The 14,133-nt window shown below is 61.5% G+C and carries 12 protein-coding genes; 1 reads left to right on the top strand and 11 read right to left on the bottom strand.

From position 1 onward, the window contains the following. Nucleotides 1–291: 291 nt before the first annotated feature. Nucleotides 292–633: a hypothetical protein gene (locus tag CRO06_RS13400; RefSeq protein WP_143247742.1), complete on the top strand. Its 342-nt coding sequence runs from the start codon at nucleotides 292–294 to the stop codon at nucleotides 631–633. Nucleotides 634–703: 70 nt separating this feature from the next. On the opposite strand, the gene acs is transcribed toward CRO06_RS13400, so the two are convergent. The 11 genes from acs to gluQRS all read right to left on the bottom strand — a co-directional run bounded on the left by acs (nucleotide 704) and on the right by gluQRS (nucleotide 13,987). Continuing rightward, nucleotides 704–2,641, bottom strand: a complete 1,938-nt coding sequence (gene acs / locus CRO06_RS13395; protein WP_022993529.1) for an acetate--CoA ligase — start codon at nucleotides 2,639–2,641, stop codon at nucleotides 704–706. Between the two features lie 338 nt (nucleotides 2,642–2,979). Beyond that, nucleotides 2,980–3,360, bottom strand: coding sequence for an aspartate 1-decarboxylase (gene panD, locus CRO06_RS13390; RefSeq protein WP_014996160.1), 381 nt, complete (start codon nucleotides 3,358–3,360; stop codon nucleotides 2,980–2,982). Between the two features lie 118 nt (nucleotides 3,361–3,478). After that, nucleotides 3,479–4,333: a pantoate--beta-alanine ligase gene (panC, locus tag CRO06_RS13385; RefSeq protein WP_097058645.1), complete on the bottom strand. Its 855-nt coding sequence runs from the start codon at nucleotides 4,331–4,333 to the stop codon at nucleotides 3,479–3,481. 57 nt (nucleotides 4,334–4,390) lie between these two features. Then, nucleotides 4,391–5,176: a 3-methyl-2-oxobutanoate hydroxymethyltransferase gene (panB, locus tag CRO06_RS13380; RefSeq protein WP_022993527.1), complete on the bottom strand. Its 786-nt coding sequence runs from the start codon at nucleotides 5,174–5,176 to the stop codon at nucleotides 4,391–4,393. An 88-nt stretch (nucleotides 5,177–5,264) separates the two neighbouring features. Beyond that, nucleotides 5,265–5,945, bottom strand: a complete 681-nt coding sequence (locus tag CRO06_RS13375) for a deoxynucleoside kinase (RefSeq protein ID WP_022993526.1) — start codon at nucleotides 5,943–5,945, stop codon at nucleotides 5,265–5,267. Beyond that, the gene (gene folK, locus CRO06_RS13370; RefSeq protein WP_022993525.1) at nucleotides 5,917–6,438 is read right to left on the bottom strand and encodes a 2-amino-4-hydroxy-6-hydroxymethyldihydropteridine diphosphokinase; all 522 of its coding nucleotides are present in this window, start codon (nucleotides 6,436–6,438) and stop codon (nucleotides 5,917–5,919) included. Before folK ends, CRO06_RS13375 begins: the two co-directional genes overlap by 29 nt. After that, nucleotides 6,435–7,820 (bottom strand): polynucleotide adenylyltransferase PcnB, encoded by a 1,386-nt coding sequence (gene pcnB, locus CRO06_RS13365; RefSeq protein WP_022993524.1) that lies wholly within the window; start codon nucleotides 7,818–7,820, stop codon nucleotides 6,435–6,437. The genes folK and pcnB overlap by 4 nt, the downstream gene beginning before the upstream one ends. Before the next feature lie 666 nt (nucleotides 7,821–8,486). Beyond that, the gene (locus CRO06_RS13360; protein ID WP_097058644.1) at nucleotides 8,487–9,821 is read right to left on the bottom strand and encodes a sigma-54-dependent transcriptional regulator; all 1,335 of its coding nucleotides are present in this window, start codon (nucleotides 9,819–9,821) and stop codon (nucleotides 8,487–8,489) included. Between the two features lie 12 nt (nucleotides 9,822–9,833). Then, nucleotides 9,834–12,761 (bottom strand): sensor histidine kinase, encoded by a 2,928-nt coding sequence (locus tag CRO06_RS13355; protein WP_097058643.1) that lies wholly within the window; start codon nucleotides 12,759–12,761, stop codon nucleotides 9,834–9,836. Then, nucleotides 12,751–12,927, bottom strand: a complete 177-nt coding sequence (locus CRO06_RS20075) for a hypothetical protein (RefSeq protein ID WP_022993521.1) — start codon at nucleotides 12,925–12,927, stop codon at nucleotides 12,751–12,753. Before CRO06_RS20075 ends, CRO06_RS13355 begins: the two co-directional genes overlap by 11 nt. A gap of 166 nt (nucleotides 12,928–13,093) precedes the next feature. Beyond that, nucleotides 13,094–13,987 (bottom strand): tRNA glutamyl-Q(34) synthetase GluQRS, encoded by an 894-nt coding sequence (gene gluQRS, locus CRO06_RS13350; RefSeq protein WP_097058642.1) that lies wholly within the window; start codon nucleotides 13,985–13,987, stop codon nucleotides 13,094–13,096. Nucleotides 13,988–14,133: the final 146 nt, after the last annotated feature.

Below are 14,133 nucleotides of genomic sequence, written 5' to 3'. Positions count from 1 at the left end.
TCCGAGCCCGCTGACGAGGCGGGGGAGCCGCTATTTCTTGCCGGCCAAAAACAGATTATCGGCTGCGCAAATCAAAACTTTAGCTTTTTCTCCGTGGGTATAACGGCATTAGTTATTAATGCTGTTTTGGTTTAAAGATAAGAAAAAAAGACTTTTTTTGGTTAAGGATTTTCTATTAGAGTCGGAAATGTGAACAAATGAAAATGAAAAAAACACCGGAAAAGGGCTGATGAAAAGGGGAAAGACATGGACGCGATGGAGCAAGGAAATCGGCGGCTGTTTCGGAAGGGTATGGGTGTTGTTGGTGGACAATGGTGGCGATGGGGTGCGGGGATCGCCTGCTCGTTGCTGATGTCACAAGTCCTGGCCAGTGACGGGCAGGTGCGTTTTCGTGGCAAGATCGCGGTGGCGACGTGTGAGGTGGGCGTGCCCGCCGCCTCCGGGGGGGCGGTCCCGGTATCCAGCTGCGAACGGATCAGGCAGGAAGTGGCGGATCCGATGGTGTTGATGAACACCCCCAGCCCCCACATGAGCTGGCACCGGCTCGATGGCAGCATCATCACGGGGGATGTGGAAACCATCGTCAGTCAGGCCGCGGATACGCCGACCATTCTGTATCTGAATTATCCGTGACAAGATTAAAAAGCCCGGCCCCTTACTATACGGGGGCCGGGAGACAGGCTAACGGTGATATCGATCCGCCTTAGCGGTTGCGGCGGGTATCGATTAATTGGTCAACCACACTGGGATCCGCCAGGGTGGAGGTGTCGCCCAGGCTGTCCAGCTCATCGGCGGCGATTTTGCGCAGGATACGGCGCATGATTTTGCCGGAGCGGGTCTTGGGCAGCCCTGGCGCGAAGTGGATCAGGTCCGGTTTGGCGATCGGACCGATTTCCTCGGTGACCAGCTTGCGTAGCTCCTCGATCAATTCCTCGCTGCCCGTGGCGCCGGCCATCAGGGACACATAGGCGTAGATACCCTGGCCTTTGACATCGTGTTGATACCCCACCACGGCGGCTTCGGCGATGCTCTTGTGCAGCACCAGAGCGGACTCGATCTCGGCGGTGCCCAGGCGGTGACCTGACACGTTCAGGACATCGTCGACCCGGCCGGTGATCCAGTAATAGCCGTCTTCGTCGCGGCGGGCGCCGTCACCGGTGAAGTAGTAACCCGGATAAGCACTGAAGTAAGTGTCGACCATGCGTTGATGATCGCCGTAAACGGTGCGGATCTGGCTCGGCCAACTCGCTTTGATCACCAGGTTGCCGGAAGTGGCGCCGTCCAGCTCCTTGCCGTCCGGATCCATCAGGGCCGGCTGTACACCGAACATGGGCAGGGTGGCGGAACCGGGTTTCAGATCCACGGCACCGGGCAAGGGGGCGATCATGATGGCGCCGGTCTCGGTCTGCCACCAGGTATCCACGATCGGGCAGCGCTCCTCGCCCACCACTTTGTAGTACCACTCCCAGGCTTCCGGGTTGATTGGCTCGCCCACTGTTCCCAACAGCTTCAGGCTCTGCCGTGATGTCTTGGTGACGGGCTCATCGCCGAGCCCCATCAGCGCACGAATGGCGGTGGGTGCGGTGTAGAAGATGTTTACTTTGTGCTTGTCCACCACCTGCCAGCAACGGGAAGCGTCCGGGTAGGTGGGCACGCCCTCGAACATCAGGGTGGTGGCGCCGTTGGCCAGTGGACCATAAACGATATAGCTGTGGCCGGTGACCCAGCCCACGTCGGCGGTGCACCAATAGATGTCGCCGTCGTGATAGTCAAATACGTATTTGTGGGTCAGGGCGCTTTGCAGCAAATAGCCGGCGGTGCTGTGTACCACGCCTTTGGGTTTGCCGGTGGAACCGGAGGTGTACAGGGTGAACAACGGATCCTCGGAGTCCATCCATTCCGGTTCGCACTGCGGGTCGGCCTGCGCCATGGCTTCGTGGTACCAGAGGTCGCGGCTGTCGTTCCAATCCACGTCGCCGCCGGTGCGTTGTACCACCACGCAGCTGTGGACGCTGGATTGGCCATTCATCGCTTTATCAGCGTTGAGTTTCAGCGGTACCGTACGGCCGCCGCGTACGCCCTCATCGGCGGTGATGACGGCACAGGCATCAGCATCGTTGATGCGGTCCTTGAGGGCTTCCGGAGAGAAGCCGCCGAAAACCACCGAGTGGATGGCGCCGATGCGGGCGCAGGCGAGCATGGCGTAGGCGGCTTCCGGAATCATGGGCATGTAAATCACCACCCGGTCGCCCTTTTTGACGCCGCGGCCGCGCAGCACATTGGCCAGTTTGCTGACCTGCTCGAACAGTTCCTGGTAGCTGATGTGCTTGTCCTGGTCCGGTTCGTCGCCTTCCCAGATGATGGCGGTCTGCTGGGCGCGTTGCGGCAGATGACGATCGACGCAGTTGTAGCAGGCGTTCAGTTTGCCTCCGGCGAACCAGGCCGCGCGACCTTCCTTGAAATCCCAGTCGCTGACGGTATCCCAGCGGGTATGCCAGTCCAGCAGCTCTTCGGCGCGGGCCGCCCAGAAGGTTTCCGGATCATTGACGGATTGTGCGTACCAGCGCTCATAGGTGTCGCGGTCCATGAGGGTCTGACGCTTGAATGACTCCGGAACCGGGTGGATTTTATGCTCGGACATTGCGGCCTCCTTCCATACTGCTCGCCGGTGGCTTGTTGTTAGACATTGTCCGCACCCGCCCCGGGTCGGGACACGCCCTTGGGCGATGGTGATGACAAGGGTCGGGTGAGGTGAAAGTGCGGCCGCATTATGGCGCGGCAAAGGAACGCACAGGAATTAAACTATGGTCTAACTCCCTTTGGCGCAAGGGTGGGGGATACTTTGGAGGTAGGTCGATGAGGGAATCGCGGCGCACGGGCGGTTGCCGCACAATGGCCGTGAGCATGACAAACAAAAACGCCGGCCTCGGGGGCCGGCGTAGGCGAATCAGGGTACGGGCGCGAGCGTGGCGCGCAATATCAGGCGACTTGTACCGGGATCGCGTTGCTGGAGCCTTTGACTTCGTTGCCTTCGCCGACGTAAATCAGCCGTGGCTTGAAGTTAATCAGCTCTGAGCTGCCGTAGCTGGCGTAAGCGCAAATGATCACGCGATGGCCAGGTTGGGCTTTATGGGCGGCGGCACCATTGACGGAGATGATCTTGGATCCTTCTTCCGCGCGAATGGCGTAAGTTTCAAAACGCTCGCCGTTATCCAGGTTATAGATCTGGATTTGCTCATACTCGAGAATGCCGGCCATATCCAGCAGATTGCCATCGATGGCGCAGGAGCCTTCATACTCCAGTTCCGCGTGGGTAATGCGGGCCTGGTGCAGCTTGGCTTTCAGCATGGTGCACTGCATATCGGGTACCTCTCTGAACAAGCCACGGACGGCCTGGGCAGGCTGTCTGCGGGGCGGCAGTATGCATGAATCACCGGTCACATACAAGGCGCCGCGGAACCGCCAAATCCGTGCTTATTTATGTGTTAAGTAACGAAATCGTCACGTTGTCGATCAACCGCGGTTGCCCCAGCCGGGCGGCGGCGGCGACCACCAGATCCTGGTGTTGCGGGCCCGCCGGGGCCAGTGTGTGGGCGTCGGCCACGGTGAAATAATCCACCTGGAAGCCTTGCTCGCCGAGGGCCCGGGCCAGGCGCGCTTCCAGGGCCCGGTAATCCCTTTCCCCGGAGGCGATGGCATTGCGCGCCTGCTGCAGATGCTGGTGCAGCAACGCCGCCCTGGGCCGTTCCGCGGCGGTCAGGAAGCCATTGCGGGAACTGCGGGCCAGGCCATCTTCCTCGCGGTCGGTGGGGGCACCGACAATGCGGATCGGCATCATCAATTCCGCGGTCATGCGGCGGATCACCGCCAATTGCTGGAAGTCCTTTTCACCAAATACGGCGATATCCGGCTGCACAATATTAAATAATTTGCTCACAACAGTGGTGACACCGCGAAAGTGCCCCGGCCGGTTGGCGCCGCACAAGTGATCCCCCAGGTCGTCCACGGATACCCAGGTTTTGTTGCCGCCCAAGGGGTACATCTCATCCACGCTGGGTATAAACAGCAGATCGGCCTTTTCTTCCCGCAGCAGAGCGCTGTCCTGGTCCAGGGTGCGCGGGTAGGCGTCATAGTCCTCGCCGGGGCCGAACTGGGTCGGATTGACGAAGACCGAAACCGCCACGCGGTCGGCCTGCCGGCGTGCCTCACGAACCAGACTGAGGTGACCGTTGTGCAAATTCCCCATGGTGGGGACCAGGGCCACGGTTTCGCCCGCCCGTTTCCAGGCGGCGATGGCGTCGCGGGTGGCGCTCACGGTTTCCGCGATATGCATGGTGGGATGCCTCCACGATAAAAAGACGTCCCGGCACGCTCGTGCCGGGAGGGGCATTTAGAAACAGTGTTCCTCGGCGGGGAAGCTGCCTTCCTTGACGGCCTGATCATAGGCGCGGATCGCGGCGGCGATGTCGCCGGCGTCGGCCATGAAATCCTTGACGAAGCGCGCTGGCCGCGGGTTCAGGCCGAGCATGTCGTGCAGCACCAGCACCTGGCCGTCGCACTCCGGCGCGGCGCCGATGCCGATGACCGGCGCCTGCACGTTGGCGGTGATCTCGGCGCTGAGACCGCGCGGCACGCACTCCAGCACGAACAGGGCGGTTCCGGCCCGGTCCAGGGTGATGGCGGCTTCCAGCAGTTCCTTGGCGCCGGCTTCATCCTTGCCCTGTACCCGGTAGCCGCCGAAGGCATTCACCGATTGCGGGGTCAGCCCCATATGGACGCAGACTGGAATGCCGTTGCGCTTGAGCACCGTGACGGCTTCTTCAAGCCAGGCGCCGCCTTCCAGTTTGATCACATTGGCGCCGGCGCGCATCAACTGGGCGGCGGCGTCCAGGGTGCGTTCCAGGGTGGCGGCCCCCATGAACGGCACGTCGGCGATGATCAGGCTGTTCTGATTGCCGCGGGCCACGCATTCCGTGTGATATACCATCTGTTCCAGAGTGACCGGCACGGTGCTCTGCTGCCCCTGGATCACGTTGCCAAGGGAATCTCCGATCAGCATGGCTTCCACGCCGGCATCGCTGATCAGGCGGGAAAAGGTCGCGTCATAGGCGGTCAGCACTGAAAATTTGCGGTGCTCTTGTTTGTACTTCTGCAGGGTGCGGATGGTTACGGGCATGGGGCTCTCCCCTGACAAATAGACGGAGGCGCCTGGAAGGTAAAGGCAGGCGCCCGGGGCGGGCTTGGGGACTCGGAGGCAAGGCGGTTCAGAGGTTCCCCAGCGGCCGGGGGTTAAAATAGTGGCGCCCCGAGCGGATGTCCAGCAACTCGGCCACCAGTTGCTGGTAGTCCCGGTCGCCCTCCACCAGATCGATGTCGGCGGTATTGACGATCAGCAGCGGCGCGCCGTCGTAGAAATGGAAAAAACGGGTATAGGCGTCGTTGAGCCGTTCCAGGTAGCCGGGATCCATGCGCTGTTCGAAGTCAGTGCCGCGTTTGAGCACCCGTTGCCGCAGGGTGGCGGTGGGGGCCTGCAGGTAGATCACCAGATCCGGTGTCGGGGCGTCGATCAGCATGTGCTTGTAGACGTTGTCGTAGAGCGGGAACTCTTCGTCGCTCAGCGTCACCTCGGCGAACAGCCGGGTCTTGTCCACCAGGAAATCCGCCACCCACGGGCCGCTGAACAACTCCTGCTGGTGCAGGTTGCGCAACTGTTCCGCCCGCTGGAACAGGAAAAACAGCTCGGTTTGCAGGGCGTAGCGGGCCGGGTCCTGATAGAAGCGGGACAGAAAGGGGTTGGCTTCGGCCTGTTCCAACAGGGTATCGAAACCAAAAGTATCCGCCAGGCGCCGGGTCAGGGTGGTCTTGCCGACACCGATGGGGCCTTCCACGGCAATCAGACGAGGCAGATTGCCGGCTTCACGACGCTGTTGAATGCGCTGGCTCAACAAAGTGGTTCTCCTCCAGGTCGGGCAGACGGCGCAGTGGCTGATCCGCCACTCCAGGCCAATAGTCGGACAGCGGGCGGCCGTCCGGCAAGCGTGCGTCCGGGGCAATGTCCAACAAGGGGCGCAGAACAAAGGCGCGTTTGTGCATTTCCGGGTGAGGGACGGTGAGACGGGGCAAGCGGATGGTCTGGTCCCGCCACAGCAGAAGGTCCAGATCCAGGGTACGTTCGCCCCAGCGCCGATGCCGTACTCGTCCGGCTGCTTTTTCCAGGTCCTGTAAAGCGCTGAGCAGGGACAGCGGCGGCAGGCGGGTTTCCAGCAAGGCCACGGCGTTGACGAAATCGGGCTGATCCTGCGGGCCCACCGGCGCGGTATCATAGAGAGCGGAATGCGCCAGCAGGCGAGTCATCGGCAATACCGCGATGGCTTCCAGGGCGCGGCTGACGCGCTCGGCGGGACCATCCAGATTGCTGCCCAGACCGACGGCGATCATGCTTCGCTGTCGCCTCCGCCCCCGCTGCGTCGGCGCCGACGCCGCCGCCGGCCGCCCTGGCGTCCGGCCTGGCCCAGATCCTGAACCATGGCCCGTTGCTGGGACTCGTCGGCGGCTTGATAGCGGGTCCACCATTCTCCCAGGCCGGGTTTGATTTCACCGGCCTGTTCGCGCAGCAGCAGAAAGTCGTAAGCGGCACGGAAGCGGGGGTGCTCCATCAAGGTATCCGCCCGCTTGCCATTGCGTTTATCCAGACGCGGTTGCAGGTCCCACATCTCGCGCATCACCGAGGAAAAGCGGCGAGGCACCGAAGTATGGTGGCTTTGCTCGTTAAGCGCCCAGGTGGCGGCTTTGTGCAGGGCTGGCGCTGGCGGAATGCCGTCCTCGCGGTAGCGATTCAACTGAGTAACCAGCACCGGCCACAGGAACACCGCGTAAAGGAAGGCCGGGGTAACCGGCTTGTTCTCGGACAGGCGCCGGTCGGTGTTGTCCATGGCGGCCAGGATCAGCCGTTCCCAGACTTCCCCCTGTTCACTTTCCAAGGCTTCATGGGTGTTGGGGAACAAAAAGGCGAACAGACCCAGCTTCCGCAGCTGTTCAAAGGATTCCCGGGCATGGCCGCTGAGGAACAGCTTGAGCACCTCGTCGAACAGGCGGGCGGGCGGAACCTGCAGTAACAGCGGCGCCATTTCAGGAATTGGCGCCCGGGTGGCGCGATCCAGCTGAAAGCCCAGTTTGGCGGCGAAGCGGGCGGCGCGCAGCATGCGTACCGGATCCTCGCGATAGCGTTGCTGGGGATCTCCGATCAACCGGATGATGCCGCGCTCGATGTCCTGTCGGCTGTTGACGAAATCGTACAGGGCGAAATCGGCGATATTGTAGTAGAGAGCGTTGATGGTGAAGTCGCGGCGCAGCGCGTCTTCCTCGATGCTGCCCCAGGTGTTGTCTCGCAGCACCAGGCCGGTTTCCTCATGGGCCCGGTGCTGATCGTCATCCAGATCGTCATCCCGTTGGAACGCGCGGAAGGTGGAGACCTCAATGACCTCGCCACCGAAACGCACGTGCACGATCTGGAAGCGGCGGCCAATGATGCGGCTGCGCTTGAACAGCCGGTAGACCTGCTCCGGAGTGGCATCGGTGACCACGTCGAAATCCTTGGGTTGCCGCCCGCACAGCAGATCCCGCAGGCACCCTCCGACCAGATAGGCTTCGAACCCGGCCTTATGCAATCCGTAGAGTACATTGAGTGCGGCCCGGGACACCTGTTTACGGGAAATAGGGTGGGCGTCGCGGGGAATCACCTTGGCCTTGGGAAGGCGGGGCGTGCGTGGGGAACCAAACTGAATAAGGCGGGTCAGTTTCTCCAGAAGCTTTGACGCCATTGAGCGATTATCGTCCTAGCTGAATGAAAGGCGGCATGGTAGCACCTTTTTCGCGGCGCAGGTTATTGATCGGCGCCTTGCAACGGAAAGAGATCGAAGGCAAGCTGGGCGTTTAAAAGTAAAAAGGCACCACAACCTTGGTTGTGATGCCCTATGCGCTGATTCTGTTGTTGTTATTGTTTGTGTTGTTTTCTGCCTTGCGCCGTACGCACATGGTGTTACGGCATTTCTCTCGTTCGGCTCATCCACTTTTTGTTCTTCTTTTCTTGTTCTTATTTGAGCCTTGCCGCCTTGGTTGTTTTGTTTATCTGGCGTGGGATTCATAGTGCATGGATGGATTTTTCTTTGCAATAGCATGTTAAATCCTTATAAATCAGCAGCTTACGAAAAACATGAAAAAGCGGTTCCAAAGCTGGGGGTGTGGGGTAACGTTCTTGTTACCCGCCTTGTGTAGTAAGGTAACACTTGATCGTTGAGTGCGACTGAGGGAGTAACAATGAGGGGTCCACAAGCCATTTCCGGCAAAGGTGGGGCAATCACTTCCACACGGCGCGCTATTGGCGAGTGAATTTGCTTTCCACGGACGAGGCTGCGAGTCGCCGTGGGGCGGCCTTGCTGGCGAATGGGCTCCAGGGCGGAAAGATTCGCCAGCCGACGGTATCGGATTCAGCGCCGGCCGCCCTTGCGGCGGGGAATGCCCAGGCGTTGACGGCGCTCCCACAGGCTTTTGCGGCTGATGCCGAGCTTATTGGCCAGCTCGGTCTCGGTCATGCTGTCCTGGTTTTCCAGGACAAAGCGGGTGAAGTAGTCCTCCAGCGACAGATCCTCGGAGGGATCCAGGCTGGCGCGGCTGGCACGGGTGGTGCGTTGTGGCGCGCGGTCCGGATTCAGGCCCAGTTGACCGGGACCTATGGCTTCTTCCTCGGAGAGAATCACGGCCCGCTCGATGACGTTTTCCAACTCCCGCACGTTGCCCGGCCAGCTGTAACCACGCATCGCCTCCAGTGCTTCCTGAGTGAAAAACAGGTTCTGCCGCCGCAGTTTCTCGCTGCCACGGGCCAGAAGCGCGCTGGCCAGATCCTCGATATCCTGCTCGCGGGCCCGCAATGGCGGCACTTCCAGCTCCATCACGTTAAGCCGGTAATAGAGGTCACGGCGGAATCCGCCTTCGGTGACCAGGGTGGGCAGATCGGTTTGGCTGCTGGCCAGGATGCGTACGTCCACCCGGCGTGTGGCCAGGGAATCCTGACGATGAATCTCGCCCTGCTCCAGCAGCGTCAGCAGCCGGCTCTGCGCTTCTCCGGACAGTTCGCCCACTTCGTCCAGAAACAAGGTGCCGCCTTCCGCCTCTTCAATGCGGCCGGGCTGTTCATCGTTGCCGAACAGATCATCCAGTTGCAGGGTTTTCGGCAGGGAGGCGCAGTGCACCGTAATCAGCGGGCCACTCGCCCGTTCACTGTGTTCATGGATGGAACGGGCGGTCAGTTCCTTGCCGGTGCCGGCTTCCCCAAGAATCAGTACCGGGGTGTCGGTGGGCGCTACTCGGGCGATGCGATGTTTGAGCTCGCGCATGGCCTGGCACTCACCGACCATGGCGTTAACCGGATAGCTGCGTTCCATATCACGGCGCAGCGCCTGGTTGCCGCGATTGAGCCGGCCTTCCTTCAGCACCCGTTCCACGGCCAGCAGCATTTCCTCGTGATCGAACGGTTTGGGAATGTAGTCCACCGCGCCCTGGCGCATGGCGTCCACCGCCGAACGCAGACTGGCGTAACTGGTCATGATCAGCACCGGCGTCGGGTTGGCCTGTTCAATCAGAGCCGTGCCCGGTTCCCCCGGTAATCGCAGATCGCTGATGATCAGGTCGTACTGATGCAGGCTTTTCTCCTGGGCCTGCTCCACGGATTCCGCTTCCGTCACGGAGTGATCATGCCGCTCCAGCAATTTTCGTAGCGCGCCGCGAATCACGGGCTCGTCTTCCACGATCAGTATGTGACTCATACTGCCTTCCTTCTAATTCTGATAAGCGGGCAGGTCGATGATAAACCGGGTGCCATGGTCGCCTTCCACCGGGCTCTCCACGCGCACCGTCCCCTGATGGTCTTCGATGATACTGTAAACCAACGCCAGTCCCAGACCCGTACCGCGGCCCGGCGGCTTGCTGGTGACGAAGGGTTCAAACAGGGCATCGCGCAGTTCAGCCGGTATGCCATGGCCGCGATCCTCGACTTCGATACGCACATTCTCACCCTCCGGGCGGCTGCGGACCGTGATCGGGGCGTCGTCCTCGCTGGCGTCCGAGGCGTTGCTGAGCAAGTTGACGAACACCTGCAGCAAACGTTGCGGGTCACCCATCACTTCGTGGGTCGGGTCGCAGAGATTGCGGAAGTGTTGCTGGCGGCGGTCCGGGTCCAACTGCAGCAGGGCGATGGCTTCGGCGACGGTGTCGAAGACTCGCACCGGGCCATGAATCACGTCGCGCATGCCGCCGGAATGACTGAACGTTACCAGTGATTCGACGATGCGGGTGATGCGGCGGGTTTGCTCCATGATCTGGCGTCCGCTGAGGCGCTGCTCCTCATCGATGCTGTCGCCTTCCAGATTCTGTGCGAGACAGGCGATGGCGGTAACCGGATTGCCGATCTCGTGAGCCACCCCGGCGGCCAGACGGCCGATGGAAGCCAGCCGCTCGTTGTGCGCCAGATGCGCTTCCATATGACGCAGATCGGTAATGTCCTCAAGCACCAGCACCAAACCGCCGGCCTGCTCGGACGGGCCGGCGCCACGGATCAGCGATTTATGCAGACTCAGCCAGCGAGCCTGGCCGTTGACCTCGATGCTGCGTTTGGGGTCGTGGGCGTCCTCGCCGCGGCTGAATTCGGTGAGCAACTCTCCCCAGGGGGAGGGCAGATGGTCCAGCCGCGAGCCTATGGTGTCTTCCGCCTCGATGCCGGTCAGGGTTTCCACCGCCCGGTTCCAGCCAATGATCTCGCCGTCGGCGCCCAGGGAAATAACCCCCATCGGCAATTCAAGCAGGGTTTGCCGGTGGAAACGGCGCAGGCTGTCCAGTTCCGCCGCCAGACCGGAAAGGCGATCCCGGTACTTTTCCAGACGGGTTTCGATAAAGCGAATATCCTCGCTGGATTCCTCACCCTCGCGCGGCCGATAGGGCACGTTTTCATCCATCAGTTGATGGGCGACGGAGGGACCGAGCAGGCCGGACAGGTTGGTCTCCAACTGATCGCGCAGCCGCCGCAGGGCGTAGGGGCGGGTCTCGGTATATTTCAGGCGCAGGTCCCGCAGCGCCATTTCCACTTCACGGGCGGCGGTTACCGGCCCCAGCGGGCCGCTCAGGGACGCGATGAAATCGTCCACGGACTGAGCGCTCAATTCCCAGCGATACGGGCGCCGCAGGCTGTCCACCGCGCAGGCTTCGGCGGCGGACCGTTCCGCCCGGGACATTGGCGTGACGATCGACACCACCGCGTAGATCAGGCCATTGAGACTCACCGACGCCAGTGCCACCCGGTGCCATTGGGTGGCGCCTTCCGGATACTGCCAGCCGAGCCATTGCAGGACTTCCTGGGCGTGCCAGTGCGGCGTGATCAACGGGAATAACAGAGCCACCGCCCAAATCACGAACCCGGCCAGCATGCCGGCGAACAGGCCGCTGCGATTGCCCGATGGCCAGAACAGCGCTCCGATCAAACCCGGTACGAACTGCAACGTCGCGACGAACGACAACACCCCCAGCTCCACCAGGGAATGGTTGGGACCAGTGAGCCGGTAGAATAAAAAGGCCAACGCCAGAATGGCGGCGATCAGCACCCGCCGGGTCCACAGCAGATTGCGGTACAGATCCTGGGCGGAACTGAGAGGGCTGGCCGGCAGAACCAGGTGATTCAGGCACATGCCGGAAAGCGCCAGAGTGGCGACGATCAGCATGCCACTGGCGCCGGCGAGCCCGGCCAGATAGGCGAGCACCGCGCCGTGGCCGTTTTCCCGGCCGACGCCGAGCGCGAAATAATCCGGAATGGTCGGCGCGTCGATGGCGAGCGCGGACCACAGGATCAGCGGCACGCACAGCGCCATGATCAAAAACAGCAGCGGCAATCCCCAACTGGCGGTGATCAGGGCTCGAGGATTGAGGTTCTCGGTGAAGGCCATGTAGAACATATGGGGCATCACCACGGCGGAGACAAAAAACGCCATGATCAGACTGTGCCAGGTGCCGTCCTGCAATGGCTGGTAAAGACGGGTGAGCATCTCCGGATTGGTGTCCAGCCACTGATTCAGGCCGCCGAGACCACCAAAGACGCCGAACAGCCCGAGCAGGGCCACCGCCACGAACGCCACCAGTTTGATCAGCGATTCGGTGGCGATGGCGACGACCAGCCCCTCATGCCGTTCCCGGGCGGTGGCATGGCGGGCACCGAACAAAATGGCGAACAGCGTGATCAGCAGACAGAACCAGAACGCCAGCCAAGCGGGATCCGGATCCCCGGTCAGGATCTGGATCGACTCCGCCACGGCCTTCAACTGCAGTGACAGTAGCGGCAGCATGCCGATCACCATCATCACCGTGGTGAGTGCCCCGGCCAGGCGGCTGCGATAGCGGAAAGCGAACAGATCCGCCAGGGAGCCCAGCTGATAGGTCGTGGTCAGACGCAGGATCGGCGCCAGCAGGATCGGCGCCAACAGAAACACCCCGGAGATGCCGAGAAAATAGGCGAGAAAGTTGTAGCCGTAACGATAGGCGTAACCCACCGAGCCATAGATTGCCCAGGCGCTGGCGTAGACTCCGAGTGACAGTACATAGACTACCGGGTGACGCACCCAGCGTGAGGGGATCCAGCCCCGCTCGGTGATCCAGGCCACCAGGAACAGAAACAGCAGGTAGCCACAGGCGATCAGGATCAGTTCGCTGACACTATACGTCATTCGTGTCCCGGCTCTTGGCGATCCAGTAGCTGAGAGCGATCAGGGCCAGCCAGATCAGATAGGGGCGATACCAGCCGCGCCCGCCCTCGCTCCACCAGCCAATGATGGCGGGGGAAAGAAGATAGGTGCCTAAAATGAAAATGATCAGTAGTCGGTCGGTATACATGCACTCTAGTCCGGCGGCGAGGGCGCCTCGACCGATTCAGGCTCGGTTCGGCCCAGTATGATTGAGCAAACGGCTGGGATTGAGCATACCAGAGCCCGTTTATGATCTGTACATCACTGGAGAAGGCCTCAGCCGGCGTGGCGATGTACAGATCATAAACGGGCCCTCAGACCTGCCCGCCTTGTAAAAGCGCGGGAGCGGGTAACTCGGTGCCGCGCGGTAGTAGTGCCGGTGTCCAGTTTTCCCGAGCCCATTGCAGCAGATCGGTGACCGGTGCCTGTTGCAACCCGGCCGGCGGGGACAGCCCCAGGCAGGTCAGTGCCGCATGCGTGAGCGGTCCCTTGAGGTCCGGGTTCAGTGCGGCGCCACCTACGGATTTACTAATCTTCCCACGACCATCCGGCTGCAGGATCACGGGCAGATGAGCATAGCGGGGCGCGGTTGCGCCGAGACAATCCAGAACACGGATTTGCCGTAGTGTGGAGGTCAGCAGATCGGCGCCGCGCACCACATCGGTGATGCCCTGATCACGGTCATCCAGTGCGCAGGCCAGTTGATAGCTGAACAGGCCGTCACGGCGGCGGATCACGAAAGGGCCTTCCTCGTCGGCGAGCTGAGCGCACACCCGGCCCTGTAACCGATCATCGAAACACAATGCCGCCACCGGTACGGTCAGACGCACGGCGCGATCCGGTCCGGGCGGCTGCGCCACCGACGGCCCGGGATGCACATTGCCCAGTGCTTTCAATTGTTGCCGTGATAGCGTGCAGTAAAAGGCCTGCCCCCGTTCCATCAGGGCGTCGAGTGCCGCCTGATAGGCATCACCGCGCTTGCTCTGATAGAGCAGAGCCCCGTCCCAATGCAGTCCGAATGCTTCCAGTTGCCGCAGAATGGTGTCCGCCGCCCCCGGTTGCTCCCGTGGCGGGTCCAGATCATCCATGCGTACCCGCCACTCCCCCCGGTGATAGCGGGCATCCAGCCAACTGGCCAGAGCGGTGACCAGAGAACCGAAATGCAGCGGGCCGGAAGGGGTGGGGGCGAAACGACCGCGATAGGACATAAAGCAGCTAACAGTGAAAAGTTAATAGTTAACAGCGCAAAGAGAAGAAGCTGGACTGGCCCCATTTAAGTAGACACGGACTGTAAAGTAGCCGCATAGGCGTTGGGGGTGAGCCCTCCCAGCGTCATGTGGCGTCGTACTTTGGG

Source organism: Alloalcanivorax xenomutans, from assembly GCF_900217905.1.
In the GTDB taxonomy this organism is placed as follows: domain Bacteria; phylum Pseudomonadota; class Gammaproteobacteria; order Pseudomonadales; family Alcanivoracaceae; genus Alloalcanivorax; species Alloalcanivorax xenomutans.
This window is presented reverse-complemented; position numbering and strand designations above follow the sequence as displayed.